This window comes from Streptomyces noursei (assembly GCF_001646665.1).
GTDB classification, from domain to species: Bacteria; Actinomycetota; Actinomycetes; order Streptomycetales; family Streptomycetaceae; genus Streptomyces; species Streptomyces lavendulocolor.
In genome coordinates this window covers 1-23,899 of record NZ_LWBU01000101.1, presented here as the reverse complement: position 1 = coordinate 23,899, position 23,899 = coordinate 1, and the positions used below count along the sequence as shown (strand labels likewise).

The 23,899-nt window shown below is 74.9% G+C and carries 26 protein-coding genes; 12 read left to right on the top strand and 14 right to left on the bottom strand.

Annotated features, from left to right (window positions below):
• The first annotated feature begins 107 nt into the window (after positions 1-107).
• Together ung and A4V12_RS09690 are read left to right on the top strand one after the other, a co-directional pair.
• On the top strand, positions 108-791 hold the full coding sequence (gene ung, locus A4V12_RS09695; protein WP_064068858.1) for a uracil-DNA glycosylase: 684 nt from the start codon (positions 108-110) through the stop codon (positions 789-791).
• Between the two features lie 412 nt (positions 792-1,203).
• Positions 1,204-1,602, top strand: coding sequence for a hypothetical protein (locus tag A4V12_RS09690; protein ID WP_064069005.1), 399 nt, complete (start codon positions 1,204-1,206; stop codon positions 1,600-1,602).
• A 57-nt stretch (positions 1,603-1,659) separates the two neighbouring features.
• On the opposite strand, the gene A4V12_RS09685 is transcribed toward A4V12_RS09690, so the two are convergent.
• Together A4V12_RS09685 and A4V12_RS09680 are read right to left on the bottom strand one after the other, a co-directional pair.
• A complete protein-coding gene (locus A4V12_RS09685; protein WP_079136960.1) occupies positions 1,660-2,142 on the bottom strand; it encodes a hypothetical protein in 483 nt (160 codons plus the stop codon).
• A gap of 87 nt (positions 2,143-2,229) precedes the next feature.
• Positions 2,230-2,949 carry a TetR/AcrR family transcriptional regulator gene (locus A4V12_RS09680; RefSeq protein WP_064068856.1) on the bottom strand — a complete coding sequence of 240 codons (720 nt, stop codon included), beginning with the start codon at positions 2,947-2,949 and terminating at the stop codon, positions 2,230-2,232.
• 83 nt (positions 2,950-3,032) lie between these two features.
• Here A4V12_RS09680 and A4V12_RS09675 point away from each other — a divergent pair, with 83 nt between their 5' ends.
• Together A4V12_RS09675 and A4V12_RS09670 are read left to right on the top strand one after the other, a co-directional pair.
• Positions 3,033-4,265, top strand: coding sequence for an FAD-dependent monooxygenase (locus A4V12_RS09675; RefSeq protein WP_064068855.1), 1,233 nt, complete (start codon positions 3,033-3,035; stop codon positions 4,263-4,265).
• A 10-nt stretch (positions 4,266-4,275) separates the two neighbouring features.
• Positions 4,276-5,184 (top strand): Gfo/Idh/MocA family protein, encoded by a 909-nt coding sequence (locus A4V12_RS09670; RefSeq protein ID WP_064068854.1) that lies wholly within the window; start codon positions 4,276-4,278, stop codon positions 5,182-5,184.
• On the opposite strand, the gene lnt is transcribed toward A4V12_RS09670, so the two are convergent.
• From lnt to A4V12_RS09655, 3 genes are all read right to left on the bottom strand, one after another.
• A complete protein-coding gene (gene lnt / locus A4V12_RS09665) occupies positions 5,105-6,766 on the bottom strand; it encodes an apolipoprotein N-acyltransferase (RefSeq protein WP_079136939.1) in 1,662 nt (553 codons plus the stop codon). The genes A4V12_RS09670 and lnt overlap by 80 nt on opposite strands.
• Positions 6,767-6,822: 56 nt before the next feature.
• Positions 6,823-7,281, bottom strand: a complete 459-nt coding sequence (locus tag A4V12_RS09660) for a nuclear transport factor 2 family protein (protein ID WP_199831249.1) — start codon at positions 7,279-7,281, stop codon at positions 6,823-6,825.
• A 66-nt stretch (positions 7,282-7,347) separates the two neighbouring features.
• A complete protein-coding gene (locus tag A4V12_RS09655; protein WP_064068853.1) occupies positions 7,348-7,563 on the bottom strand; it encodes a hypothetical protein in 216 nt (71 codons plus the stop codon).
• Between the two features lie 344 nt (positions 7,564-7,907).
• Here A4V12_RS09655 and A4V12_RS38475 point away from each other — a divergent pair, with 344 nt between their 5' ends.
• On the top strand, positions 7,908-8,495 hold the full coding sequence (locus tag A4V12_RS38475; RefSeq protein WP_064068852.1) for a hypothetical protein: 588 nt from the start codon (positions 7,908-7,910) through the stop codon (positions 8,493-8,495).
• A 90-nt stretch (positions 8,496-8,585) separates the two neighbouring features.
• Here A4V12_RS38475 and A4V12_RS38470 read toward each other — a convergent pair whose 3' ends face one another.
• The 3 genes from A4V12_RS38470 to A4V12_RS09635 form a co-directional block, all read right to left on the bottom strand.
• The gene (locus tag A4V12_RS38470) at positions 8,586-9,494 is read right to left on the bottom strand and encodes a zeta toxin family protein (RefSeq protein ID WP_064068851.1); all 909 of its coding nucleotides are present in this window, start codon (positions 9,492-9,494) and stop codon (positions 8,586-8,588) included.
• The gene (locus tag A4V12_RS37980) at positions 9,491-9,802 is read right to left on the bottom strand and encodes a hypothetical protein (protein WP_064068850.1); all 312 of its coding nucleotides are present in this window, start codon (positions 9,800-9,802) and stop codon (positions 9,491-9,493) included. Before A4V12_RS37980 ends, A4V12_RS38470 begins: the two co-directional genes overlap by 4 nt.
• 242 nt (positions 9,803-10,044) lie before the next feature.
• Positions 10,045-10,431 (bottom strand): SRPBCC family protein, encoded by a 387-nt coding sequence (locus tag A4V12_RS09635; protein ID WP_064068849.1) that lies wholly within the window; start codon positions 10,429-10,431, stop codon positions 10,045-10,047.
• A gap of 104 nt (positions 10,432-10,535) precedes the next feature.
• On the opposite strand from A4V12_RS09635, the gene A4V12_RS09630 reads away from it, so the two are divergent.
• Positions 10,536-11,066 (top strand): 2'-5' RNA ligase family protein, encoded by a 531-nt coding sequence (locus A4V12_RS09630; protein WP_064069002.1) that lies wholly within the window; start codon positions 10,536-10,538, stop codon positions 11,064-11,066.
• Between the two features lie 14 nt (positions 11,067-11,080).
• Here the strand turns inward: A4V12_RS09630 and A4V12_RS09625 are convergent, their stop codons facing one another.
• The 3 genes from A4V12_RS09625 to A4V12_RS09615 form a co-directional block, all read right to left on the bottom strand.
• Positions 11,081-11,260 carry a hypothetical protein gene (locus A4V12_RS09625; protein ID WP_064068848.1) on the bottom strand — a complete coding sequence of 60 codons (180 nt, stop codon included), beginning with the start codon at positions 11,258-11,260 and terminating at the stop codon, positions 11,081-11,083.
• A gap of 187 nt (positions 11,261-11,447) precedes the next feature.
• On the bottom strand, positions 11,448-12,323 hold the full coding sequence (locus tag A4V12_RS09620) for an undecaprenyl-diphosphate phosphatase (protein WP_064068847.1): 876 nt from the start codon (positions 12,321-12,323) through the stop codon (positions 11,448-11,450).
• A gap of 105 nt (positions 12,324-12,428) precedes the next feature.
• Entirely contained in the window at positions 12,429-12,884 is a 456-nt protein-coding gene (locus A4V12_RS09615; RefSeq protein WP_064068846.1) for a winged helix-turn-helix transcriptional regulator, read from the bottom strand.
• A gap of 168 nt (positions 12,885-13,052) precedes the next feature.
• On the opposite strand from A4V12_RS09615, the gene A4V12_RS09610 reads away from it, so the two are divergent.
• Complete coding sequence (locus A4V12_RS09610; RefSeq protein ID WP_064068845.1) at positions 13,053-14,222, top strand: thiolase family protein; 1,170 nt, start codon at positions 13,053-13,055, stop codon at positions 14,220-14,222.
• Between the two features lie 74 nt (positions 14,223-14,296).
• Here A4V12_RS09610 and A4V12_RS09605 read toward each other — a convergent pair whose 3' ends face one another.
• On the bottom strand, positions 14,297-15,010 hold the full coding sequence (locus tag A4V12_RS09605) for a TVP38/TMEM64 family protein (protein WP_064068844.1): 714 nt from the start codon (positions 15,008-15,010) through the stop codon (positions 14,297-14,299).
• A gap of 350 nt (positions 15,011-15,360) precedes the next feature.
• Between A4V12_RS09605 and tuf the strand changes: the two genes are divergently transcribed.
• Together tuf and A4V12_RS09595 are read left to right on the top strand one after the other, a co-directional pair.
• Positions 15,361-16,542 carry an elongation factor Tu gene (gene tuf, locus A4V12_RS09600; RefSeq protein ID WP_064068843.1) on the top strand — a complete coding sequence of 394 codons (1,182 nt, stop codon included), beginning with the start codon at positions 15,361-15,363 and terminating at the stop codon, positions 16,540-16,542.
• Between the two features lie 200 nt (positions 16,543-16,742).
• Complete coding sequence (locus A4V12_RS09595) at positions 16,743-17,534, top strand: spermidine synthase (RefSeq protein WP_064069001.1); 792 nt, start codon at positions 16,743-16,745, stop codon at positions 17,532-17,534.
• Here A4V12_RS09595 and A4V12_RS09590 read toward each other — a convergent pair.
• A complete protein-coding gene (locus A4V12_RS09590) occupies positions 17,496-18,812 on the bottom strand; it encodes an MFS transporter (protein WP_064068842.1) in 1,317 nt (438 codons plus the stop codon). The genes A4V12_RS09595 and A4V12_RS09590 overlap by 39 nt on opposite strands.
• Positions 18,813-18,869: 57 nt before the next feature.
• Positions 18,870-19,943: a hypothetical protein gene (locus A4V12_RS09585; protein ID WP_064068841.1), complete on the bottom strand. Its 1,074-nt coding sequence runs from the start codon at positions 19,941-19,943 to the stop codon at positions 18,870-18,872.
• Between the two features lie 128 nt (positions 19,944-20,071).
• Here A4V12_RS09585 and A4V12_RS09580 point away from each other — a divergent pair, with 128 nt between their 5' ends.
• From A4V12_RS09580 to A4V12_RS09570, 3 genes are all read left to right on the top strand, one after another.
• Positions 20,072-20,524 carry a DUF4442 domain-containing protein gene (locus A4V12_RS09580; RefSeq protein WP_064068840.1) on the top strand — a complete coding sequence of 151 codons (453 nt, stop codon included), beginning with the start codon at positions 20,072-20,074 and terminating at the stop codon, positions 20,522-20,524.
• A 160-nt stretch (positions 20,525-20,684) separates the two neighbouring features.
• Entirely contained in the window at positions 20,685-23,165 is a 2,481-nt protein-coding gene (locus A4V12_RS09575) for a beta-glucosidase family protein (RefSeq protein WP_064068839.1), read from the top strand.
• Between the two features lie 69 nt (positions 23,166-23,234).
• Positions 23,235-23,899: DedA family protein (locus tag A4V12_RS09570; RefSeq protein WP_064068838.1), on the top strand; the 665-nt coding region annotated here is incomplete at its 3' end.

Here is a 23,899-nt window from a genome sequence, read left to right as displayed (position 1 = left end):
GGCCCGGCGGCCCCGCCCGGGGACAACGCCTGGTGGGACCGGTTGTCAGTGGTCACCGGTAAGTTCTGTGAACAGACAAGGCGATCACCCCACCGGAGGTTGTTGACGTGACCGACACCGACATGCTGCCCGAGTCCTGGCGCGGCGTCCTCGGAGACGAGCTGCAGAAGCCGTACTTCAAGCAGCTCGCCGAGTTCGTCGAGGAGGAGCGGGCCAAGGGGCCGGTCTACCCGCCGCGCGAGGAGGTGTTCGCCGCCCTCGACGCCACCCCGTACGACAAGGTCAAGGTCCTCGTCCTCGGCCAGGACCCGTACCACGGCGAGGGCCAGGGGCACGGCCTGTGCTTCTCCGTGCGGCCGGGCGTCAGGACGCCGCCGTCGCTGCGCAACATCTACAAGGAGATGCAGGAGGAGCTGGGGCACCCGGTGCCGGACAACGGCTACCTGATGCCGTGGGCCGAGCAGGGGGTCCTGCTCCTCAACGCGGTCCTGACGGTCCGGGCCGGCGAGGCGAACTCGCACAAGGGCAAGGGCTGGGAGAAGTTCACCGACGCGGTGATCCGCGCGGTGGACGCGCGGCCCGACCCGGCCGTCTTCGTGCTGTGGGGCAACTACGCGCAGAAGAAGCTGCCGCTGATCGACGAGACGCGGCACGTGGTGGTGAAGGGCGCCCACCCCTCGCCGCTCTCCGCGAAGAAGTTCTTCGGGTCCCGCCCCTTCACGCAGATCGACAAGGCCGTCGCCGACCAGGGCCACGAGCCGATCGACTGGCGCATCCCGAACCTGGGCTGAACCGGCCGGCCCGCCCGCGGCGCGGCCACGCCGGTGCCGATGGGGGCGAGCGGGCCTGCGCCGCCCCCGGTCGCCGGGCGGTGGTCCGTGCCGCCGGGGCACCGGCCCCGGCGGGCCCGGTGTGTGTCCCGGCGGTACGCCCTGCGGCCTGTGGGCGGTGCGTGTGCGCGGCGGTGCGGCCGGGCGGCGGTCCGGGCCGTCCCGTAGGCCCCCTGTGGTGTCCCGCCCCGCTGACGCGCCCGGCCTGAGCGGGGATGCGGGTGACTGCGGATAGCGTCGGAACACCGGCCCCCGGCCTTCACCGGCCCGGTGCCGGGTCGCCGACGGACGAGTGGAGGCCGCAGTGCGCGAGCAGCAGCAGGACGCGTCGGACGCGTCGGAGGACGCCGTCCTGACCAGGATCGGGCAGACGATGATGCTGCTCCACGGAGGCGACCGGGAGGAGGCCCGCAACCGGTTCGGCCGCTTGTGGGAGCAGCTCGGGGCGGAGGGCGACCCGGTGCAGCGCTGCACGCTGGCGCACTGCATGGCCGACGCCCAGGACGACCCCTACGACGAGCTGGCCTGGGACCTGCGGGCTCTGGCCGCCGCGGAAGGAGCCGGGGGCGGTGACCACGCCGGTATGCGGGCCCTTTACCCCTCGCTGCACCTCAACCTCGCGGCCGACTACGTCAAGCTGCGGCGCCCGGACGCCGCGCGGATCCACCTGGACCGGGCCCGTGCCGCCTCGCACACCCTCGACGACGATCGGTACGGTGCCGGCGTCCGCGCCGCCATCGCCCGCCTCGCGGAGCACCTCGCCACCGAGTGACCCCGCGCCGCGCGGGCCCGCGGGCCCCGCTCGCGCGCGGGGCCCGCACCTCGGGCGTCAGTGGCCGTAGGCCTCCTTGCAGAGCCGGGCCTCGCGGCTGCCGGGGTCCCAGCCGCCGTGGCTGCGCCCGAGCGCGCACACGTCGGGGACGGTGCCCGTGACCGGAAGGGACGGTACGGCTGGAGGGCGGACGCGGGGGAGCCGGTCCCTCGGCTCGTCCGGTGACGGCAGCCGGGGCGGTCGGGCGGCGGGCGGGGCGGAGCGGGGGGCGGCCGGGGGCGCGGAGGCGGGGGCGCGGTCGGGCACCGCCCGGGAGGGGGTGCGCGGGTCGGGCTCGGCGGCGGGTGGCGGCAGTGCGGCTTCCAGCGCCTCCCGGGCGGGGCCCTCGACGATCTGCGGCGCCACGTCCTGCTCGGCCGGGCGGCTCGGCCCCGGGGCGGCCGGCGCGGGAGCGGGGCCCGCGTCCACCGCCACGCAGCCGGAGACGGCCGCCACGGCCATGGTGGCCAGGACCCTCGCTGTGATTCTGGTTCGATGCACCCCGCAACTCTCGCCGGTCACCGGCCCGTTGGGCATCCCCACCGGCGGATGTTGGCCCGCACGGGTGAGGGGCGGGCCGGCCGGTGATCAGTTCCCGGTGTCCGGTGGGCCGCCGAGCATGCCGGCGAGCAACTCGCCGAAGCCGGTGCGAAGTTCCTCCGGGCTCGGTACGGACGAGTGGAACGACCCCACCGCGCAGGAGAACATCAGCCCCTCGCACCACGCCACCAGGGAGAGCGTGTGCCGTTCCGGCCGGGTCGAGCCCGCCGCCCTCATCAGGTGGGTCAGCGGCTCCCGGAACCGGCGGCCCGTCTCGTCGTAGAAGGCCCGCAGCTCCGGGCGGCGGGTGGCTTCGAGGCCCAGCTCGTAGCGGGCGACGAGCAGTTCGCGGTGGTCGGTCAGGTAGCGGTGCAGCGCCAGTGACAGGGCGTCCAGCAGACCGTCCATCCCACCGGGCCCGACGCCACCGCCCGGAGCCCCCGGACCCCCGGGACCGCCCGGCCCCCCGGGACCGTCCGCACCGTCCCCGCCCGGACCGTCCGCCCCGTCCCCGCCCGGGCCGTCCGGCTCGGTCCCGCCGGCGGGTGGCGCCGGCATCCCGTCGACGAACAGGACCTGCGCCTCCCGGTCCGCCAGCCGCCGGACCGCAGTCTCCAGCAGCGCCTGCCGGGTGCGGGCGTAGTTCGACGTCGAGCCCTGGGGGAGTCCCGCGGCCTCGTCCACGGCGCGGTGGGTGAGCCCGCGCATGCCTCGTTCGGCGAGCAGGGCCAGGGCGGCGTCGGCGATCAGGTCGGCGCGTGCGGTCATGGGGCCAATCTACCGTCCGCACTACATCCGTAGTACGGTGCAGAGGACACTACAGGTGTAGTACCCGGCCTCCCGGAGGAGCCATGGACACCCCGACCGCCGCCACCCCCCACGCCGTCGTCATTGGCAGCGGGATCGGCGGCCTCACCGCAGCCGCGGCCCTGCACGCCCGCGGGTGGCGCGTCACCGTCCTCGAACGCGCCGCGTCGCTCCAGCCGGTCGGCGCCGGCATCGGCCTCGCCCCCAACGCCCTGCGGGCCCTGGACGTCATCGGTGTCGGCGACGAGATCCGTGCCCTCGCCACCTGGCAGGGCGACGGCGGGATGCGCACGCCGAGCGGCCGCTGGCTCGCCCGTACGAGCGCACAGGCCGCCGCCGACCGGTTCGGCGACCTGATGGTGCCGGTCCACCGGGCCGTGCTCATCGACGCCCTCGCCGCCCGCCTGCCGGACGGCACCGTCCGTACCGGAACTCCCGCCGCACTCGCCGACCCGGGCGCCGCCGCCGGGGGCCGCCGTGCCGTCGTCACGACCCCGGACGGCGACATCCGGGCCGACCTCGTGATCGGAGCCGACGGCATCAACTCGGGCGTCCGCCCCGCCCTGTTCCCCGGCCACCCCGCACCCTCCTACGCGGGCCTCACCACCTGGCGCGTCGTCATCCCCGCCCCCGACCGGCCCTTCGCCCCGCACGAGACCTGGGGCCGCGGAGCCCTGTGGGGCACCCAGCCCCTCAAGGACGGCCGCGTCTACGCCTACGCGGCCGCCGCCGCCCCCGCCGGCGGCGCCGCCCCGGACGACGAACGGGCCGAACTGCTGCGCCGCTTCGGGACCTGGCACCACCCGGTCCCCGCCATCATCGGCGCGGTCGCCCCCGACCAGGTCCTGCGGCACGACGTCCGCCACCTCACCACCCCGCTGCCCGCCTTCCACCGCGGCCGGACCGCGATCCTCGGCGACGCCGCCCACCCCATGGCGCCCACCCTCGGACAGGGCGGCAACCAGGCGATCGAGGACGGTGTCGTCCTCGCCCACCACCTGCCGCCGCACGGCGACCCGGGCGCCGGGCTCGCCGCGTACTCCGCCGCGCGGGTGCACCGCACCACCGGCATCGTCCGCGCCTCCGCCCGCGTCGCCCGCCTGGTGGCGCTCAAGGGCGCACCGGCCGTCGCCCTCCGGGAAGCCCTGATGACCCTCTCCCGCTTCGGCCCCGGCCTCGCGCTGCGCACCTTCGACGGCATCGCCGACTGGAGGCCGCCCCAGCACACGTATTCTGACCAGGCGCAGGAGCACGACGACAGGCGCGCACGGCGATAGGGAGAGCACTGTGAAGATCGGCTGCATCGGACTCGGCGACATCGCGCAGAAGGCCTACCTGCCGGTGCTCGCCACCGTCCCGAACGCCGAACTGCACCTCCAGACGCGCACCCCGGCCACCCTCGACCGGGTCGCCGGGACCTACCACGTGCCCGCCGGCCGGCGCCACACCGACCTCGACTCGCTGCTCGCGGCCGGCCTCGACGCCGCCTTCGTGCACGCCCCGACGTCCGTGCACGCCGAGATCGTCACCCGGCTGCTGGAGGCGGGCGTCCCGACGTACGTCGACAAGCCGCTGGCGTACGAACTCGACGAATCCCGCCGCCTGGTGGAGCTGGCCGAGCGGCGCGGCACCGGCCTCGCGGTCGGTTTCAACCGCCGCCTCGCCCCCGCCTACGCGCAGTGCCTGGACCACCCGCGTGAGCTCATCCTCATGCAGAAGAACCGGGTCGGACTGCCCGAGGACCCCCGCACCCTGGTCCTGGACGACTTCATCCACGTCGTCGACACCCTGCGCTTCCTGCTGCCCGGCCAGATCGAGCACACCGACGTACGGGCCCGGATCCGCGACGGCCTGCTGCACCACGTCGTGCTCCAGCTGTCCGGCGACGGCTTCACCGCCATCGGCATGATGAACCGGATGAACGGCTCCACCGAGGAGATCCTCGAAGTGTCCGGACAGGACACCAAGCGCCAGGTCCTCAACCTCGCCGACATCATCGACCACAAGGGCCAGCCCAGCGTCCGGCGGCGCGGCGACTGGGTGCCGGTCGCCCGCCAGCGCGGCATCGAACAGGCCGTGCACGCCTTCCTCGACGACGTACGCGCCGGAAGGACGCTCAGCGCCCGGGACGCACTCGCGACCCACGAGCTGTGCGAGCGGGTGGTACGGGAGTGCCTGGAGCAGGCCGCCGCCTGACCGCCCGGACGGTCCCCACCGCGCCCAGCCCGGCCAGTACCGCCAGCGCCGCGTACACCGCCCAGTCGCCGAACCGCACATAAGGGGTTGTCGCGCCGGCCAGGGGGACCTCGTACACCGCGGCCCCGCTGCGGTCCGTACCGAGCGGGGCACCGACCCTGCCGCCGTCCGGGCCGTACACCGCGCTCACGCCGGTCAGCGTCGCGTGCACCACCGGCCGGCCCGTCTCGGCCGCCCGCAGCGCCGCCAGCGAGGCGTGCTGCCCGGGCGCCCAGCTGTCCTGGAACGTCGACGTCGCCGACTGCGCCACCAGCAGCTGCGCGCCGCCGCGCACGAGGTGCCGGCTCATGTCCGGGAACGCCGACTCGAAGCAGACCAGCGGGCCCAGCCGCAGCCCCCGCTGCCCGGGCGCCTCCCCGACCGTCATCACCACCGGCCGGTCCCCGCGCCTGCGGTCCTCCTGCGCGGCCTTGCCGACCGAGGTGGCCCAGCCCAGCACCGAGCGGAAGGGGACGTACTCGCCGAACGGCACCAGCCGCATCTTGTCGTACCGGTCACCGGTGGTGCCCCGGGGGCCCACCAGGACGCTGCTCTTGTAGATCCCGGGCCGGTCCGCGCGGCGCGCGTCCACGTTGACCAGCACCTCGGCGCCGACCTGCCGCGACAGCGCAGAGAGCCGGGCGGTGTACTCGGGCCGTGCCGTCAGGTCCGTACCGACACTGCTCTCGCCCCACACCACCAGGTCCACGTCCGCCCGCCCGGCCAGCCCCCTCGTCAGCTCCTCGCCCCGCGCGAACCGCCGCTCCGCCCCGCCCGCCCCGTCGATGACGCCCGGCTGGACGACCGCGACCCGGACCTGACCCGACGTCCGGGGGGCCGACGCCCACCACGCCGCCGCCCCGACGGCGAGCGCGCACACCGCGACCCCCGCCACCGCCTGCACCCGCAGGGCGCGCACCGACACCAGCAGGACCACCGCGGTGTTGACCGCCACCACGAGCAGCGTCACCAGCCACACGCCGCCCAGCGACGCCACCCGCAGCACGGCCGGCACCTGCCACTGACTGGCCCCCAGCAGCCCCCAGGGCCCGCCCAACCCCTCCCAGGACCGCACCAGTTCCACCATCAGCCAGCCCGACGGCACGACCGCGAGCGCGGCCCAGGCACGCGCGCGTGACGGCGCCCCGGCCAGCATCAGCCGCACCAGCGGACCCCACGGCGCCCACAACGCGCCGAGCAGCGCGGCCAGGAGCACGATGAACACGTGCAGGCTCGGCATCAGCCAGTGGTGGACGGCCAGCATGAAACCGATGCCGCCCAGCCACCCGTCGAGCGCCGCACGGCGCCCGGTGGGGGCCGTACGGATGAGCAGCATCCACGGCACCAGCGCCACGTACGCCCACCACCACAGCGACGGCGCGGGGAACGCGAACGCGGGCAGCGCCCCCGCCGCCACCGCGGCCGCACCCCGCCACCACGGGGACGTCCCCGCACCCCGCCACCACGACACTCCCGCGGCCCGCCGCCGCGGGGGCACCGGCAGCCGCCCCGCGCCGCCCCGCCGGCCGACCGCGATCCGCATCCCGCGCCTCCTCGCGCAGTGGGCCCCTCCTGATGCCTCCAGTGTGCGGGAGGCGCTCATTCCGCCGACAGTACGCCTCGGGCGCGTCGCCACCTCTCGTGCACCACCACGGTGCGCAGCCGCCAGCCGTCGTCCGTCCGCGCCAGTGCGAAGGCGTACCGTCCGCCGGAGACGACGTCATCCCCCGCCCCGGGGCGCATCGGGTTCAGGTAGTCGGCCAGCGCCTCGGCGGTGTCGCCCGGGTAGCCGCCGAGGTCCTCGATCGTCACGCGCCGGTTCACGATGAGGTGCTGGCGCACGGGGAACGGCCGCATGGCCGCCGCCAGCCAGTCCGCCACCTCACCGGGCCGGCCGGCGACGCCGCCCGCGTCCCGGTAGTCGGCCCGGCCGTCCGCCGTGAACAGCTCCCGGTAGGCCGCCCAGTCGGAGTCGTCCAGGGCCACCGCGTACCGGGTGATCAGTTCGTCGATGGCGAGCCGGTCCAGCAAGGTCGCGAGGTCCACGCGCTGCGTCATCGCCTCAGTGTCGGGCAGCGGACGCCCGGGGCCAAGAGCCCTGCACGCCCGTCCCGCGCGTGCCCGTCAGGCCGCTTCCCAGTGGTGGGCGCGGCCGCCGCGCCACTCGACGAGGTGCGGGTCGTCCAGCGAGATGTCGGCCTCGTCCAGCCCGGCGCGGCGCAGGAACTCCACGAGGTCCGCGTCGTTGTGCGCGAGCCCCGCGATCTGCCCGCGTATCGTGACGCGCCGCCCGCCGCCGGGGGAGGGGCGGTGGACGACGACGGGTGCCTGCCAAGCCATGGGACCAGCGTGCCCCGCACGGCGGGTGATCGCAGCACGAGCGGGCCGTGTCCGGCGGTCGCCGGCCGGTGCTGCGGGCCCCGGTTCACACGGGGTGTGAAAGGAGTGCGTGCATATATGCGCCGCGTGCCCTCGCGCCGGGCCCGTCGGCGCGGGAGGCTCGTCCTGCGCGCCCGGGACGGAGGACCGGGCACCGGGCCGCCGGTCACCCCCCCCTGCCGGCGGCCCCCGCGCATGCCCGGGGGGACGGGGCGCGGGTCAGGAGTGCGGCCCCTCCGCCGCAGGCACCCCGCGAGCGTGAGGGCCGTTCACGGCGGGCCGGGGGCGGCGGATAGCGTGCGGGCATGGCGAACACGGGGAAGCGAAGGGTCCTGTACCGGCAGGGCAGCGGATTCTGGCGGATGACGGCGAAGTGGGTCCTGGTGTTCGGAACCCTGTATCTGCTGGACGGCGGGCTGATCCGGTCGTGGGGCGACGCCGTGGCATGGCCCCTGATCGGGATCGTGCTGTACGTGCCGTTCGGGATCGGCGTCGCCTGGTACCCGAACAAGGACCGGCGCGTCGAGTTGACGCCGGTGGAACTGCGCGTGGGGCGCAAGCGGCTGCCGATGGAGAGCGTGAACCTGCTGCACGTGGCGCGGCTGTGGCTGGAGGGACGGTCCACCGCGGACGACCAGCCGGTGCTCCGATGGCCACGGGCCGTCCGGGTGGTGTGGGTGCCACTGTGGGACGGCCGGGCGTTCGGCGTGGAGTTCCGCGACCCGGGCGCGTTCGCCGGGGTCTTCGGCGACTTCGCCGTCGAGGCGTGCGGCGGGGCCGACGCCGTCCGCGCGCGGGCCGCGACGGAGACGTACCCGGAACCGCGCCCGATGCGGTCGCGCCCCGCCGGCGACGCGGGCTCCCGGACGGATCTCCTGGACCTCTTCGACTGACGGACACCCCGCCGACTGCGGGGGACCCACGGTCGAGCGTGCCGACGCGCCGCACCAACGCGCCACCGCGCTCGACGGGTGCGGCCGCCGTCAGGGGCCCGGCACGTCGAGCCGTCGGGCGTCGCCCGGTGCCAGCAGGAGGCCGGCCTGCCGTTCGATCCGCGCCAGACGGGTGCGCCACTCGGCACCGTACGGGACGCCCAGTGCGCGCAGCCGCACCTGGGTGGCGACGAAGCCCGCGCTCTCTTCCGGGGTCCAGGGACGGCTGCGTTCCTGCTCGAGTGCCCGGCGGAGCCGTGGGGGGTCGGTCCAGCGGCCGGTGGCGTCCAGGACGTTGCGGTACCGGGGGCGGCTCTCGCCGTGGCGGTGGACGACGGCCAGGTCGGCCAGGGCGCCCCGGTCGACTCGCTCGGCGAGCTCCAGGATGCCGGCGTAGGACTCGTCGGCGTTCGCCTGGACGGTCAGCCGCCCCTGGCCCCGGTCGGCGAGCTGCTCGAAGTACCGGCCGACGATGCCCTGGTTGCTCATCGCCCGCGGGACTCCCAGGAACAGCGCCTCGACACGCGCTCCCGCCCGGCGGTGCGCCCGCATCCTGTCCTCCGTGGACCGGGCGTTCTGGGAGGTGTCCTGAATGACGGCATGCACGCGGTGCGTGCGTACGTACTCCTCGGCCCGGGCCATCCAGGCCCGGCCGTCGGCGCGGGTGCAGGCGGCCATGAGGGAGTCGTCCCGCGCCAACAGCTCGGCGTAGGCGGGGTGGTAGGGCTTGTAGAGGTCGCTGTCGACGTCCACGAAGCCGCCCCGCCGGTCCAGCACGTCGGCCAGCGCGTGCGCGACCCGGCTCTTGCCCGCGCCGGGCGGGCCGACCAGGAAGACGACCGTCGGCCGCTCCTGGACGGCGGGCCCCTCCAGCAGCTCCGGGACGATCTCCTCGTGGAAGATGCGCCGGTTCTCCTCCTCCGGCAGCCGGTAGCGCTCCGGGGTGACGGGGCCGGTCACGCGCCGCCCGCCGTCACGTCCCGCGCCAGTCGCGCGTAGTGCGCGCGGGCGGCGGCGATCTGCCGGTGGTCGGTCGGCCTCAGGGCCCTCCGTTCGCGGGCCAGCCGCGCCCGCGCCGCCCGGGCCTCCTCGACGACCGCCCGGTCCGGGGCCGGTCTGCGCTCCTCCGCGGCGATGACGGCGCTGTACGCCCCGACGGCGCCGTTCACCGCCTCGACGGCCGCCTCGTACGCCGCGGTCTCCTCGTTCGACCACGTGTACGGCTCCAACCGGTCCGTGACGAAGGTGTCGTCGGCGGGTTCGGACATGTAACCCCCTGTCTGCGGCGGCCGGTCCCGGCGGACGGCCGGCGCACTGCCGGATCGGGCTCCGGGCCTGCTTCCACGGGGAGCCTTCCCACGGGAGCCTCGTGGAGACCGGAGCCATCGGCAAGGGGGCGGTGGCGCGCGCACGTCAGGATGTGCGGCGCCGGGTGCCGGGCGCGCTGTCCGGCACGGTCGTACGGAGGAAGCGGCGCGCGCCGGTCGGGTGACGGGGGCGTCGGCCGGGCTCAGGTCCGGACGAGCCGGCCGAGGGCGAGGCGGGCGAGCGGGGCGTAGGCGGCCAGGACGGGGAGCGGGCCCCGCATCGTGAGCCGGGTCGCGCTGCCCTTCGGGTGGGTCTGTACGCCGTGGTGCAGCCGGAGCCGGAGCGGCCCCGAGCGGACGCGCCAGGTCCATTCCCGGCGGTCGTGGTCGACGCTCTCGACCACGAAGGCGGCGCGGATGCCCGCGACCGAGGCGACGCTGCCCTCCAGCCCCGCCACCAGCGCGCGGCCGTCCGCGTGCACGGCCCTGATGTGCGGCGCCCACCGCGGCCACTCGTCGAGGAGTGCGTAGCGCTGCCAGACCGTGTCCGGCGACGCCGGACCGGCGGCGTGCAAGGTGATCGTCCCCATGGCGGGTGCTCCTCTGCCGGTGGCGCGGTCCCGTCGTCCCGCCGTTCGGCGTCCAGCCTCGCCCGGGCGGGCGCACCCCGCATCCCGGGCCTACGCTGCTGCGGGTGCACACCGTGGAACTGCTGCCCGACCCGGCCACCGAAGGCGTGGTGCGGGAGGTCTGGAGGGCGCTCGCCGCCCGGGGGCTGCCCAGCCTGGACGGTCACCGCCACGGGACGAACCGCCCCCACCTGACGCTGGCGGCGGCGGACGAGCTGCCGGGGGACGCGCGGCGGCGGCTGGAGGCCGCGACGGGCGTCCTGCCCCTGCCCCTGTGCCTCACGGGCACGCTCCGCTTCACCGGACGGACCCGGGTGCTGGCCTGGCGCGTCGTGCCCGGTCCTGGGCTGCTGGATCTGCACCGCGCCGTGTGGGACGTCCTGCACCCCCGGGGCGGAGAAGGGGGCAACCCTCTGCACGCACCGGGACGCTGGGTGCCGCACATCACCTTGGGCCGGACCCGGGCGAAGAGCGGCGACTGGGCGGAGGACCTTCTCCCGCCCGCCCTCGGCCTCCCCTGGAACGGCATGTTCACCGGGGCGCGTACCTACGACTCCGTCACCAGGACCACCGCAGCACTGCGCGGGATCCCGTAGGCGGGATGTACGCCCTAGGCGGCTTCGGCGATGTCTCCCTGCTGCGACGTCCGGGCGTACTGGAGCACCAGGGCGCTGTAGATCCGCTGCTCGTCCGGGGAGAGCCGGCCGCCCGCGCGCACCCACAACTCACGGATCGCGGCGTTGAGGGCCTCGGCGTCCGGGGTGGGCAGGTCGGCGGGGGAACTGGTCATGGCACCCAGCGTAGGCAGAGGGCCGGGGGGTCCGGCTACTTCTGAGGGTGCTTTGTGACGAAGCTCCCCCGGCGCGGCACATGTGGGCGACGTCTCGTCGCCGGGCGCCGGCCGGGGGCGTGGCGGGCACTCCGGGGGCGTCCCGGGCCCGCCGGCGCAGGGGCCGGGTGGCCGGGGCCGGGGCGGGTCAGCCGCCCGACTCGCCGGCGTGGGGGCTGAGGACTCCCAGCCCGACGAGGGCGAACAGCACCAGGCCGAGCAGGATGCGGTAGATCACGAACGGCATGAAGCTCTTGGTGGTGATGAACTTCATGAACCAGGCGATGACCGCGTAGCCGACGCCGAAGGCGATGACCGTGGCGAAGATCGTCGGACCCCAGGACACGTGTCCGCCCTCGGTGGCGTCCTTGAGCTCGAAGAGTCCGGAGGCCAGGACCGCGGGGATGGCGAGGAGGAACGAGTAGCGGGCCGCCGCCTCGCGGGTGTAGCTCATCAGCAGGCCGCCGCTGATCGTCGCCCCGGACCGGGACACGCCGGGGATCAGGGCCATCGCCTGGCACATGCCGAAGATCAGGCCGTCCCTGACCCCCAGGTCCTTGAGGGTCTTGCGCTCGGGGGCGGCGCGGTGCCGGCCGCCCTCCTCCACACGGGCCGCCAGCCGGTCCGCGATGCCGAGGACGATGCCCATCACGATCAGGGTCGTGGCGATCAGGCGCAGGTCCCGGAACGGGCCCTCGATGTGGTCCTTGAGGGTGACGCCCAGCACACCGATCGGGATGGACCCGACGATGACCAGCCAGCCCATCTGGGCGTCGTGGTCGCTCCGCATCGCCTTGTCCCGCAGCGACCGGAACCATGCGGAGACGATCCGTGCGATGTCCTTGCGGAAGTAGATGAGGACGGCCGTCTCCGTGCCGATCTGCGTGATCGCCGTGAAGGCCGCGCCGGGGTCGTGCCAGCCCGCGAAGGCCGCGGTGAGGCGCAGGTGCGCGCTGGATGAAATGGGGAGGAACTCCGTCAGCCCCTGGACGAGCCCGAGGATGAGTGATTCGAACCAATTCATGGGGCTACGGCCGTCCCGAAGGTGCTCGTGCGGTCAATGGGGGGCGGCCGTTGATCGACGGCCGGTCGGTGCGCAGCGTACAGCCCTCAGGTGAATGAACCGGTCTCAGGCCCCGACCGGCCCCGCGGTCGTCCAGCCGGGAGCCCGCACGTGCGGGGTCAGGGTGTCGCCGCGGGCCTCCTCGCCGCAGCACCCGCAGACCACGACCGGGCGCAGCGTGGCGCCGCAGGAGTGTTCGATCACGGTCGGGGGCTCGTCGGTGAGGTGCCGGTCGCCCCAGGCCATCAGCGTGAGCAGGACCGGGTGCAGGTCGCGCCCCGCGTCGGTGGGGCGGTACTCGAAGCGCCGCGGGCGCTCGCTGTAGGCCACCTTCTCCAGGATCCCCGCGTCCACGAGGCGGCGGAGGCGGGCGGTGAGGACGTCGCGGGGGGCGCCGGTGTTGCGGGCGATCCGGTCGAAGCGGCGTACGCCCAGGAACACCTCGCGCAGCACCAGCAGCGCGTACTTCTCCCCGACGAGCGCCAGGGTGTCGGCGATCGAGCAGGGCCGGGCGTCCTTCATGCGGCGTCCTTCCTTCCCGGAGCTCCGGGTCCGGGTGGTTCCGTGGCCAGCCTAGAAGTGAGGGTTGGATTTCCCAACCCACTCCGTTATGTTACCCACGAGTGAAGGTCCAGTTTTCCAACTCACTCCACTCCCTCGCCCGTCTCCCGCGAAAGAGGAGCCGCACCCATGCGTGACGCCGTCATCGTCGAGGCCGTCCGGACCCCCATCGGCAAGGGCAAGCAGAACGGAGCCCTGGCCGGAACCCACCCCGTCGAGCTGCTGTCCCACACCCTCCGCACCCTCGTCGAGCGCAGCGGGATCGCCCCCGCACTCGTCGACGACGTCATCGGCGGCTGCGTCGACCAGGTCGGCGAGCAGGCCATGAACACCACGCGGTACGCCTGGCTCGGCGCCGGGCTGCCCGAGTCGGTGCCCGCCACCACCGTCGACCGCCAGTGCGGCTCCTCCCAGCAGGCGACGCACTTCGCGGCGCAGGGCGTGCTGTCGGGCGCGTACGACATCGTCGTCGCGTGCGGGGTCGAGTCGATGAGCCGCGTCCCCATGTGGTCGAACGTGCCGCCCGGCGCCGACCCCTTCGGCCCCGGCGTCGCCGCCCGCTACCCGGAGGGCCTCGTGCCGCAGGGCATCAGTGCCGAACTGATCGCCGCCAAGTGGTCCATCGGCCGCACGGCGATGGACGAGTACGCGGTCATGTCGCACCGGCGCGCCGCCCGCAGCTGGGCGGACGGTCTGTTCGACGCGGAGGTGGCGCCCCTGGGGCAGCTGACGCGCGACGAGTGCGTCCGGCCCGGGACCACCACCGGCGTACTCGCCGGCCTGCGGCCCGCCTACCACGACCCGGTCTTCGCCGAACGGTTCCCGCAGATCGACTGGTCCGTCACCGCCGGCAACGCCAGCCCCGTCAACGACGGGGCGTCGGCCGTGCTGATCATGTCCGGCGACACCGCCCGGCAGCTCGGTCTGCGCCCGCTCGCCCGGCTGCACAGCTTCGCCGTCACCGGCTCCGACCCGCTGCTGATGCTGACCGGTGTCATCCCCGCGACCGAGAAGGTGCTGCGCAGGGCCGGCCTCCGGCTCGACGACATCGACCTCTTCGAGGTCAACGAGGCCTTCGCCGCCGTGGTCCTCGCCTGGCAGCAGGAGACCGGCGCCGACCTCGACCGGGTCAACGTCCACGGCGGCGCCATCGCTCTCGGGCATCCGCTGGGCGCCAGCGGCACCCGGCTGACGACCACGCTCGTGCACGCCATGCGCGAGCGAGGGGCCCGCTACGGGCTGCAGACGATGTGCGAGGCCGGCGGCCTGGCGAACGCCATGATCCTCGAAGCGCTGTAGGGACTCGCCTCACGCGACCGCGCCCCCGGTCGGCCGCCATACCCCCGGCCGGCCGCTACGCCTCCGGCCGGCCGCTACGCCTCCGGCCGGCTGCGCAGGCGGTGGCGCTTGCACCAGGCGACCACCGCCGCGCCCAGCCCGCTCAGCACGATGAACCCCATCGCGAACAGGAAGGCGGGCGAGGTGGGCGACGCCGCCTCGCTCCCGGCGATCACATAGGCCGCCGTGTTCGGTACGGACCCGATCGCCGTCGCGAGCAGGAACGGCAGGTACCCCATGCGCGACACCGCGGCGCAGTAGTTGGCGGCGGCGAACGGCACCCCCGGGAACAGCCGGACCGCGAGCATCGAACGGAACCCGTGCCGGCTCAACTGGCCGTCCGCCGCCTTCAGCCAGCGCCCCCGCACCAGCGGCCGCAGCGCGTCCTGCCCCAGCAGCCGGCCGAGCGTGAACGCGATACCGGCGCCCAGCACCGTCCCGGCCACCGCCGCCGCCAGCCCCGCCTGCGACCCGAACAGCGCCCCGGCCGCCAGGTTCAGGATCGGCCGCGGCACGAAGGCGGCGGTGCACAACCCGTACGCCAGCGCGAACAGCACCACCGCGCCGGCGCCGCCGACCTGCGGCGGCCATCCCGCCGACAGCAGCCGCTGCGGCTCGTAGAGGACCACCGTCACCGCCGCCGACGCGAGGACGACGAGGAGCAACGACAGCCGCGACCACGGCGACAGAAGGGCGCGGGAGCAGCGGACGGCGAGACCGGCCTGGGGCCTGGTGACGGGGTCGAGCATCCGGGGAGACTAACCGACGGGCCGCCGTGATCGCCGTAACGTCCGCCTCATACGGGCCACAAGAGCCCCGGCGGCCACATCACCACCACCCGCCCCGGGCACGCCGAAAATCGGTCGACGCGCGCGCCCGTCCCGGCGATGATCAGCACATGTTCCGGTACGCCTTCCCCGCAGCGTCGTCCGCAGTCGCGGACGCGCCGAAGGCTGACGTCGCCCCGGCGCTCCCGATCCTCGACGGCGCCCGAGGCTGACCCTTCCCGGATCGTCCGGCGGACCCCGCAGGGGGAGGGTCGGCCAGGCCGTGGGGTCCCCTCAACGCTTCGAGTTCCGGGAAGGAACCGCCGGCAGTCATGTCCAAGACGGCATACGTGCGGACCAAGCCGCACCTCAACATCGGCACCATGGGTCACGTCGACCACGGCAAGACCACGCTCACCGCCGCCATCACCAAAGTGCTCAGCGAGCGCGGGACCGGCACGTTCGTGCCGTTCGACCGGATCGACCGGGCGCCCGAGGAGGCCCGGCGCGGTATCACCATCGACATCGCGCACGTCGAGTACGAGACCGACACCCGCCACTACGCGCACGTCGACCTGCCCGGGCACGCCGACTACGTCAAGAACATGGTCACCGGCGCGGCGCAGCTCGACGGGGCGATCCTCGTCGTCTCCGCGCTCGACGGGATCATGCCGCAGACCGCCGAACACGTCCTGCTCGCCCGCCAGGTCGGCGTCGACCACATCGTCGTCGCCCTCAACAAGGCCGACGCGGTCGAGGGCGGCGAGGACGCCGTGCTCGCCGACCTGGTGGAGCTGGAGGTGCGCGAGCTGCTCACCGCGCACGGCTACGGAGGCGACGCCGTCCCCGTCGTCCGGGTCTCGGGTCTCCGGGCCCTGGAGGGCGACCCGCGCTGGACCGGCGCCGTCGAGGCGCTGCTCGACGCGGTGGACACCTATGTGCCGATGCCCGTGCGGTACGTGGACGCGCCGTTCCTGCTGCCCGTGGAGAACGTGCTGACCATCACCGGCCGCGGCACGGTCGTCACCGGCGCCGTCGAGCGCGGGACGGTCCGGGCCGGCGACCGCGTGGAGGTGCTGGGCGCGGACACGGAGACGGTCGTCACCGGGGTGGAGACCTTCGGCAGGCCGATGGAGTCCGCCCAGGCGGGCGACAACGTGGCGCTGCTGCTGCGCGGGGTGCCGCGCGACGCGGTCCGGCGGGGCCACGTCGTCGCGGCCCCCGGCAGTGTCGGGCCGCGCCGGCGCTTCGCCGCGCGGGTGCACGTCCTGTCCGCGCGCGAGGGCGGCCGCGCCACGCCCCTGTCGACCGGCTACCGGCCGCAGTTCCACATCCGCACCGCCGACGTCGTCGGGGACGTGGACCTCGGCGAGGCGGGCGTGGCCCGCCCCGGCGACACGGTCACCATGACGGTCGAGCTGGGCCGTGCCGTCCCGCTGGAGCCGGGGCTCGGCTTCGCGATCCGCGAGGGCGGCCGCACGGTGGGCGCCGGGACGGTGACCGAGGTGCTGTGACGACCGCCGCCGCCCGCCCCACCGGAACGCCCTCCGGTGGGGCGGGCGGCCGGGCCGCGTCGCCGGCCGCACCCGCCCGCGCGGGGGGACCGCGGCCGTCGTACGGCACCGCGTCGTACGGGCACAATGGGGCGGTGAACCACCTCCCGCCCGAGCCGCTGCCCGTCCTGCGCGAGGTCGACCACGGCACCGCCAAGCTGATGCCCGACGTGGACCGCGACCGGGCGTGGCTGCTGACGGTCGACGGGGCGCCCCAGTCGTACGTCGACCTCGACGACCCGGTGCACCTGGAGTTCGAGTACGCCCGCCGGCTGGCCCACGCCGTGGACTGCGCGGCGCCCGACGGCGAGCCGCTCGACGTGCTGCACCTGGGCGGCGGGGCGCTCACCCTGCCCCGCCGGCTGGCCGTCACCCGGCCCGGCTCCCGGCAGGACGTCGTCGAGGCCGACCGGGGCCTCATCGCGCTCGTGGCGGAGCACCTGCCGCTGCCGCCCGGCAGCGGGATCACCGTGCACGGCGCGGACGCCCGGGCGTGGCTGGAGGCGGCGCCGGAGCGCTCGGCCGACGTGCTGGTCGCGGACGTCTTCGGCGGGTCGCGGGTGCCCGCCCACCTGACGTCCCTCGCGTACGCGCGGGCCGCCGAGCGGGTGCTGCGGCCGGGCGGGACCTACGTGGCGAACCTGGCGGACGGGGCGCCGTTCACGTTCCTCCGCTCCCAGCTGGCCACCTTCGCCGCCGTGTTCGCGCACCTCGCGCTGGTCGCCGAGCCCGCCGTGCTGCGCGGCCGGCGGTTCGGCAACGCCGTGCTCGTCGCCTCGCACCGGGAGATCGACACCGCCCGCCTGGCGCGGCGGGCGGCCGCCGACGCCTTCCCCGCGCGCGTGGAGCACGGTGCGTCGCTGGCCCGCTTCACGGGCGACGCGCGGCCGGTGCGCGACGAGGACGCCGTCGCGTCACCCGAGCCGCCCGGCGGGGCCTTCGGCATCGGATGACGCCACCGGCACGGCCGCCTGCGCGGTGACCTCCTTGGTACGCCGCCTCAACTGCCGTACGTCCGGCACCAGCAGCACCAGCGCCGTGACCAGCACCACCAGGGCCGCGCACCCCCACAGGGCCTGCGACCGTCCGAACACGCTCTCCGCCGGCCCGGCCAGCGCCGTCGACAGCGGCAGCATGGCGGTCGAGCCGAACCAGTCGTACGCCGAGACCCGCGACAGCTTCTCCTCCGGGATCTCCTGGTGCAGCGCGGTCATCCACGCGACCCCGAAGATCTCCAGCGAGACGCCGCAGACGAACATGGCCGCGATCAGCCCGCCGACCGGGAGCGGCACGGCCAGCGCGGCCGACGGCAGCGCCAGCGGGAAGACGCACACCGTGCCGACCAGGAGCAGCCGGCGCGGCTTCCAGCGCATCGCCAGCAGCGCCCCGCCGACCGTGCCGACGCCGAACGCCGCGAGCGCCAGGCCCCAGGGCCGCGCCCCGCCCAGCCGCTCCTCGGCGACCAGCGGCCCGTACACCGACTCTGCGGCGCCGACCACGGCCACCACGACCGAGAACTGCGCGACGATCGCCCAGAGCCAGGGGCGCCCGGAGAACTCCTGCCAGCCCTCCCGCAGATCGGCCAGCAGCCCGCCGCCGGGCTCCCGCTCGCGGATGTGGCCGACGTCGAGGAAGGCGCGCAGCCCGCCCGCCACGGCGAACGCCGCCGCGTCGATGGCGAGCACCCACCCGGGGCCGAAGGCGGCGATCATCGCGCCGCCCAGCGCGGCTCCGCCGATGCCCGCGCCGTTCATGGCCATCCGGAACAGCGCGAAGGCGCGGCTGGCCTGTTCGCCGCTGACGCTGGACATCAGCATGCCCTCGGCGGCCGGGCTGAAGAACGCCTGTCCGGTGCCGCACAGGGCGGTGAGCAGCATCATCTGCCACAGCTGCGGGTCGCCGGCCAGCACGAGGACGGCGAACACCGCCTGGGAGACGCAGTTGAGGGCGTTGGCCGCGACCATGACCCGGTGGCGGGGGAGCCGGTCGGCCACCGCCCCGCCTATGAGCAGGAACAGCACCAGGGGCAGGGTGCGGGCAGCGGCGACCAGGCCGACGTCGCCGCCGTCACCGCCCGCCTCCAGCACCGCGAACGCCGCCGCGATCAGGGCGCCGTGGGTGCCGAGGTTGGTGACGATCGCGGCGGCGGTCAGCAGGACGTAGTTGCGTCCGGCCCACTCGGGGCGCCGGGGACTCGGGCGCCTCCGGGGCGCGGGCACGGGAGTACTCACCAGGGGACTATCCCCGGCCGCGCGCCCCCGTGCCAAACCGGTTTCGGTGCGGGCCGGTCAGGAACCGGCCCCGGACAGCCGTACCGTCGCCAGGATCTTCTGGATGGTCGCGTCGTCCAGCTCGTCCGGGATGCCGGTGTTGGCGTACATGACCCAGCTGACGTACTCACCCTCGCCGTTCTTGAAGGAGAAGGCGATGGACTTGCCGTCCGTGTCGCACTTGCTCTCCTTCTTGGTGTTGCGGGCGGTCGCCGTGGCGACGTGTCCGGTCAGCCCGGAGGTGGTGGTGTACGGAACGGCCTTGGTGACCTTGACGGTGCCCTTGGGCTCGGTCTGGGCGTAGCCCGCCCACACCCAGTTGCCCGCCTCGTTGTAGGCCGCCTCGGCGGTGCTCTTGGCGCCCTGGCCGCCCTTGGTACCGACCACGGCCAGGCCGTGCTCCTCCTTGCGGCCGTCCTTGTCGGCGTCCTCGACGCACCACTTGCTCTTGTACTCGGCCGGGGCGGACATCACGACGACGGAGGTGCCGTCGCCCTTCTTCTCGTCCTCGAAGCCGACGCTGGTGCCCGCGCCGATGACCTCCCAGTCGGCCGGCACGTCGAACTGGGCGCTGCGCTTCGGGTTGAAGACGACCTTCCAGCCCGGGACGGTGGGCTTGGCCGCGCCGGAGCCGTCGCGCGGGTTGCCCGTCGGCGCGGGGGCGGGCTCGACCGGCTTCGACGTGCTCTGCGTGGGCTTGGGGTCCCCGCCGGCGTTCGTCTTAGGGTCGTCGTCCTTCAGCACCAGGAAACCGGTGACACCGGCGGCCACGACCACGGCGGTCGCCGCGACGATCGCGACGACGGTCGTCTTCTTCCTGTCGTCGTCGCCGCGCGGCGGCGGCACGGGCGGGCCGGGCATGCCGTACTGCTGCACGGTCGTCTGCTGGTACGGGTTGGGCTGCTGGTACGTGGGGTGCTGGCCGGGCTGCTGCGGATAGCCGTATCCGGGCTGCTGCGGCGGAGCGCTCGGCGGCGGCGGTGGCGTACCGGGCTGCTGGTACGGGTTGGGCTGCTGGTACCCCGGCTGCTGGTACGGGTTCTGGTCCTGCGGGTTCTGCTCGCCCCCGGGCGGCTGCTGTCCTGGCCACATGGCGAGTAACCATAGAGGGGCGGGGTGACGGGTGCCACGCCCGCCCCCACGACCATGCCCCTGACATGCGCCGCCGTCATGCTCCCGGACACCTTCCCGCGATTGCTACTGCCTGGTAACTTCGGGGCATGTCCGAGACCCAGCCGAACATCGGCGACATGCTGCTGGCCACCGTCCCCATGGCCAAGACCCTGAACCTGGAGGTCGTCGAGGCGACCGCCGAGCGGGCCGTGCTCCGCCTCCCCGACCAGGGCGCCTTCCACAACCACGTCGGCGGCCCGCACGCGGGTGCCATGTTCACGCTGGGCGAATCCGCCAGCGGCGCCATCGTCATCGGCGCGTTCGGCGACCAGATGCACCGGGCCGTGCCGCTCGCCGTCACGGCGCAGATCGGCTACAAGAAGCTCGCGATGGGCCCCGTCACCGCCACCGCCACGCTCGGCCGCACCAAGGCGGAGGTCGTCGCCGAGCTGGACGCCGGTCAGCGCCCCGAGTTCCCGGTCAACATCGCGATCACCCGCGAGGACGGTGCCGTGACGGGCGAGATGACCATCATCTGGACCCTGCGCCCCCACTCCTGACCGCCGCCGCCCGGCCGCCCGGCCGGTGCCGCCCAGTCGCACGCGCGCGTGGTCGGACGCGCGCGTGGAGGCCGCCCCCGCACCCCTCTTCGGGTGCGGGGGCGGCCGTGTCCGGCGGCACGTCGCACGTGACGCCCCGTCACACCCGCATAGTGCGGCTATGTCACGAAAAGTCACCCGCCGGGCCACCCTCCGCCTCCTCACCGGAGCGGCCGCCGCCGCAGCCTCCACCACCGGCCCCCCGTCCGCACCGGCCCACGCCGCCGCGCCGTCCGCCGCCGCGCCCCCCGTCACCGCCGGCCGGGTCGACGACCTGCTCGCGCGGCTCACCCTCGACGAGAAGCTCACCTTCCTGCACGGCGCCAAGGACCCCCGCAGCCTCGGCCAGGCCGGCTGGATCCCCGGCGTACCGAGGCTCGGCATCCCGCCGCTGCGGCTCGCCGACGGCCCCGCCGGCGTGCGCGTCCGGGCCCGTGCCACCGCCCTGCCCGCCCCCGTGATGCTGGCGAGCGCCTTCGACCCGGCCCTCGCCCGCGAGTACGGCCGGGTCATCGGCCACGAGGGCCGGGCGCTCGGCCAGGACGTCCTGCTCTCGCCCATGGTCAACCTGATCCGCACCCCCTACGCCGGCCGGAACTTCGAGACGTTCAGCGAGGACCCGCTCCTCACCGCCGACCTCGTCGCCGAGGAGATCCGCGGCATCCAGGACGAGGGCCTGATCGCCACCGTCAAGCACTTCGCGCTGAACAACCAGGAGAAGGACCGCACCACCGTCGACGTACGGATCGGCGAACAGGCCCTCCACGAGACGGAACTGCGCGGCTTCGAGGCCGCCGTCGCCGCCGGCACCGGAGCGGTGATGGGCGCGTACAACAAGGTCGACGGCCGCCACGCCTGCGAGAACCCGGACCTCCTCACCGGCGTCCTGCGCGGACAGTGGGGCTTCGACGGCTGGGTGATGAGCGACTGGGACGCCACCCACAGCACCGTCCCGTCCCTCACCGCGGGCCTCGACATGGAGATGCCCGCCGGCCGCTGGTTCGGCGACCCCCTCCGGCGCGCCGTGCGGGACGGCACCGTCGGCGAGGACGCCGTCGACCGCTCCGTACGCCGCATCCTCACCGTCATGGGCCGCTTCGGGCTCCTCGACGGCACCGCGCCCGCCCGCCCCGCCGCCCGCGACCGCGAGGCCGGGGCGCGCGTCGCCCACCGGGTCGCCGTCGCCGGCGCCACCCTGCTGCGCAACGAGCGCGCCACGCTGCCGCTCACCGGGCCCGCCGCCCGCTCCCTCGCCGTCATCGGACCGACCGCGTACGTCCCCTTCGCCGGCGGCGGCGGCAGCGCCCACGTCGTCCCCGACCGGGCCGCCGCCCCGCTGGACGTCATCACCGCCCGCGCGGGCGAGGGCGCGACGGTCACCCACGCCCTGGGCGAGGACCTGTACGGCAAGCCCCTCCCCGTGCGCGGCGCCCACCTCGAAGGACAGCGCGTCCGCCCCGGCCGGACCTACACCTACGAGGGGACGCTCACCCTCGACCGCCCCGACGAGTGGACCTTCGTCGTCCACTACGGCGGCACGCGCCCCAAGGTCTACGTCGACGGCACCGAACTCTTCGCCCTCCAGGACCGCGAGACCGAACTCTTCGCGGGCTTCGGCCTGGTCTCCACCGCCCCCGACGGCCTGAAGGTCCGCCGCCGCACCCTCCGCCTCACCGCCGGCCGGCACACCCTGCGCGTCACCGCCGACGGCGGCGCCCAGGGGCAGCTGTTCCGGCTGCGCCGCATCACCGCCGCCACCCGCGCGGCGGACGTCGCCGAAGCGGTACGCGCCGCCCGTGCCGCCCACAGCGTGGTGCTCTTCGCCTACGAGGACGCCGCCGAGGGCCGCGACCGCACCACCCTCGCCCTGCCCGGGCACCAGGAGGCGCTCATCGACGCGGTGACCGCCGCCAACCCCCGTACGACCGTCGTCCTCAACACCTCGTCGGCCGTCACCATGCCGTGGCTCGACCGCACCGGCGCCGTGCTCCAGATGTACTACCCCGGCCAGGAGGGCGCCGCCGCGACCGCCGAGGTGCTCTTCGGGGACACCGACCCCGGCGGCCGGCTCACCCAGACCTTCCCGGCCTCCGACACCCGCCACCCCGGCGCCGGCGACCCGCGCCGCTACCCCGGCACCGGCGGCGTCCAGGAGTACTCCGAGGGCGTCCGCACCGGCCACCGCTGGTACGACGCGGAGGGCGTCGAGCCGCTGTTCCCCTTCGGGCACGGCCTGTCGTACACCACCTTCGCGTACGCCGGCCTCGTCGTGACCCCGGCCCGGGACGGCGGCCTCACCGCCCGCTTCACCGTCCGCAACACCGGCCGGCGCACCGGCGTCACCGTCGCCCAGCTGTACGCCGGGCCGTCGCCGGACCTGGCGCTCGACCAGCCGGTCCGCGTCCTGGCCGGCTACCGGCGCATCGAGCTGCGGCCGGGCCAGGTCCGCCACGTCTCCGTGCCGATCGCCGCCCGGACGCTGTCCTGCTGGGACCCCGAGCGCCACGCCTGGGTCCTCGGCACCGGCACCCGGACCGTCCGGCTCGGCACCTCCTCGCGCGAGCTGCTGCTCACCGCTCGGGCTCGGGTCCTCCCGGTGTGACCGGGTAGGCTGCCCGGCGTGCGCGGCCGCACGCCGGGCAGCACCGAGACGACGACGGAGGAACCGGCTTTGCACGTCCAGGAGTGGCTCGAGACCGTGCCCGCGGTCAGCATCTACATCCTGGTGGGGGTGGTGATTGGGCTCGAGAGCCTCGGCATCCCGCTGCCGGGTGAGATCGTCCTCGTCAGCTCGGCGCTGCTGGCCTCCCAGCACGGTGACATCAACCCGTGGGTCCTGGGCGCGTGCGCCACCGCCGGCGCGATCATCGGCGACTCGATCGGCTACGCCATCGGCCGCAAGGGCGGCCGGCCCCTGCTGGCCTGGCTGGGCGGGAAGTTCCCCAAGCACTTCGGCGAGGCCAACATCGCCATGGCCGAGCGGTCGTTCGAGAAGTGGGGCATGTGGGCCGTCTTCTTCGGGCGGTTCGTGGCCCTGCTGCGGATCTTCGCGGGCCCGCTCGCCGGTGTGCTGCGCATGCCGTACTGGAAGTTCGCCATCGCCAACGTCTTCGGCGGCATCCTGTGGGCGGGCGGCACCACGGCCGTCATCTACTCGGTCGGCGTGGTCGCCGAGGCGTGGCTGAAGCGCTTCTCCTGGCTGGGCCTGGTCCTCGCGGTCCTGGTGGGCCTGACCTCGATGCTGATCCTCAAGAACCGCGCGAAGAAGGCGGCGGCGGCCTCGGAGGCCCGGGCGGCCGCGGACACCGCCCCCGCCCCCGAGCCGGTCGCCGCCAC

Coding starts and splice junctions, on each gene's coding strand:
- A4V12_RS09690 (WP_064069005.1), top strand. CDS start 1,204: ATGATGCTGCTCCACGGAGGCGACCGGGAGGAGGCCCGCAACCGGTTC.
- A4V12_RS09680 (WP_064068856.1), bottom strand. CDS start 2,949: ATGACCGCACGCGCCGACCTGATCGCCGACGCCGCCCTGGCCCTGCTC.
- A4V12_RS09675 (WP_064068855.1), top strand. CDS start 3,033: ATGGACACCCCGACCGCCGCCACCCCCCACGCCGTCGTCATTGGCAGC.
- lnt (WP_079136939.1), bottom strand. CDS start 6,766: ATGCGGATCGCGGTCGGCCGGCGGGGCGGCGCGGGGCGGCTGCCGGTG.
- A4V12_RS09660 (WP_199831249.1), bottom strand. CDS start 7,281: ATGACGCAGCGCGTGGACCTCGCGACCTTGCTGGACCGGCTCGCCATC.
- A4V12_RS09655 (WP_064068853.1), bottom strand. CDS start 7,563: ATGGCTTGGCAGGCACCCGTCGTCGTCCACCGCCCCTCCCCCGGCGGC.
- A4V12_RS38475 (WP_064068852.1), top strand. CDS start 7,908: ATGGCGAACACGGGGAAGCGAAGGGTCCTGTACCGGCAGGGCAGCGGA.
- A4V12_RS37980 (WP_064068850.1), bottom strand. CDS start 9,802: ATGTCCGAACCCGCCGACGACACCTTCGTCACGGACCGGTTGGAGCCG.
- A4V12_RS09635 (WP_064068849.1), bottom strand. CDS start 10,431: ATGGGGACGATCACCTTGCACGCCGCCGGTCCGGCGTCGCCGGACACG.
- A4V12_RS09625 (WP_064068848.1), bottom strand. CDS start 11,260: ATGACCAGTTCCCCCGCCGACCTGCCCACCCCGGACGCCGAGGCCCTC.
- A4V12_RS09620 (WP_064068847.1), bottom strand. CDS start 12,323: ATGAATTGGTTCGAATCACTCATCCTCGGGCTCGTCCAGGGGCTGACG.
- A4V12_RS09615 (WP_064068846.1), bottom strand. CDS start 12,884: ATGAAGGACGCCCGGCCCTGCTCGATCGCCGACACCCTGGCGCTCGTC.
- A4V12_RS09610 (WP_064068845.1), top strand. CDS start 13,053: ATGCGTGACGCCGTCATCGTCGAGGCCGTCCGGACCCCCATCGGCAAG.
- A4V12_RS09605 (WP_064068844.1), bottom strand. CDS start 15,010: ATGCTCGACCCCGTCACCAGGCCCCAGGCCGGTCTCGCCGTCCGCTGC.
- tuf (WP_064068843.1), top strand. CDS start 15,361: ATGTCCAAGACGGCATACGTGCGGACCAAGCCGCACCTCAACATCGGC.
- A4V12_RS09595 (WP_064069001.1), top strand. CDS start 16,743: ATGCCCGACGTGGACCGCGACCGGGCGTGGCTGCTGACGGTCGACGGG.
- A4V12_RS09585 (WP_064068841.1), bottom strand. CDS start 19,943: ATGTGGCCAGGACAGCAGCCGCCCGGGGGCGAGCAGAACCCGCAGGAC.
- A4V12_RS09580 (WP_064068840.1), top strand. CDS start 20,072: ATGTCCGAGACCCAGCCGAACATCGGCGACATGCTGCTGGCCACCGTC.
- A4V12_RS09575 (WP_064068839.1), top strand. CDS start 20,685: ATGTCACGAAAAGTCACCCGCCGGGCCACCCTCCGCCTCCTCACCGGA.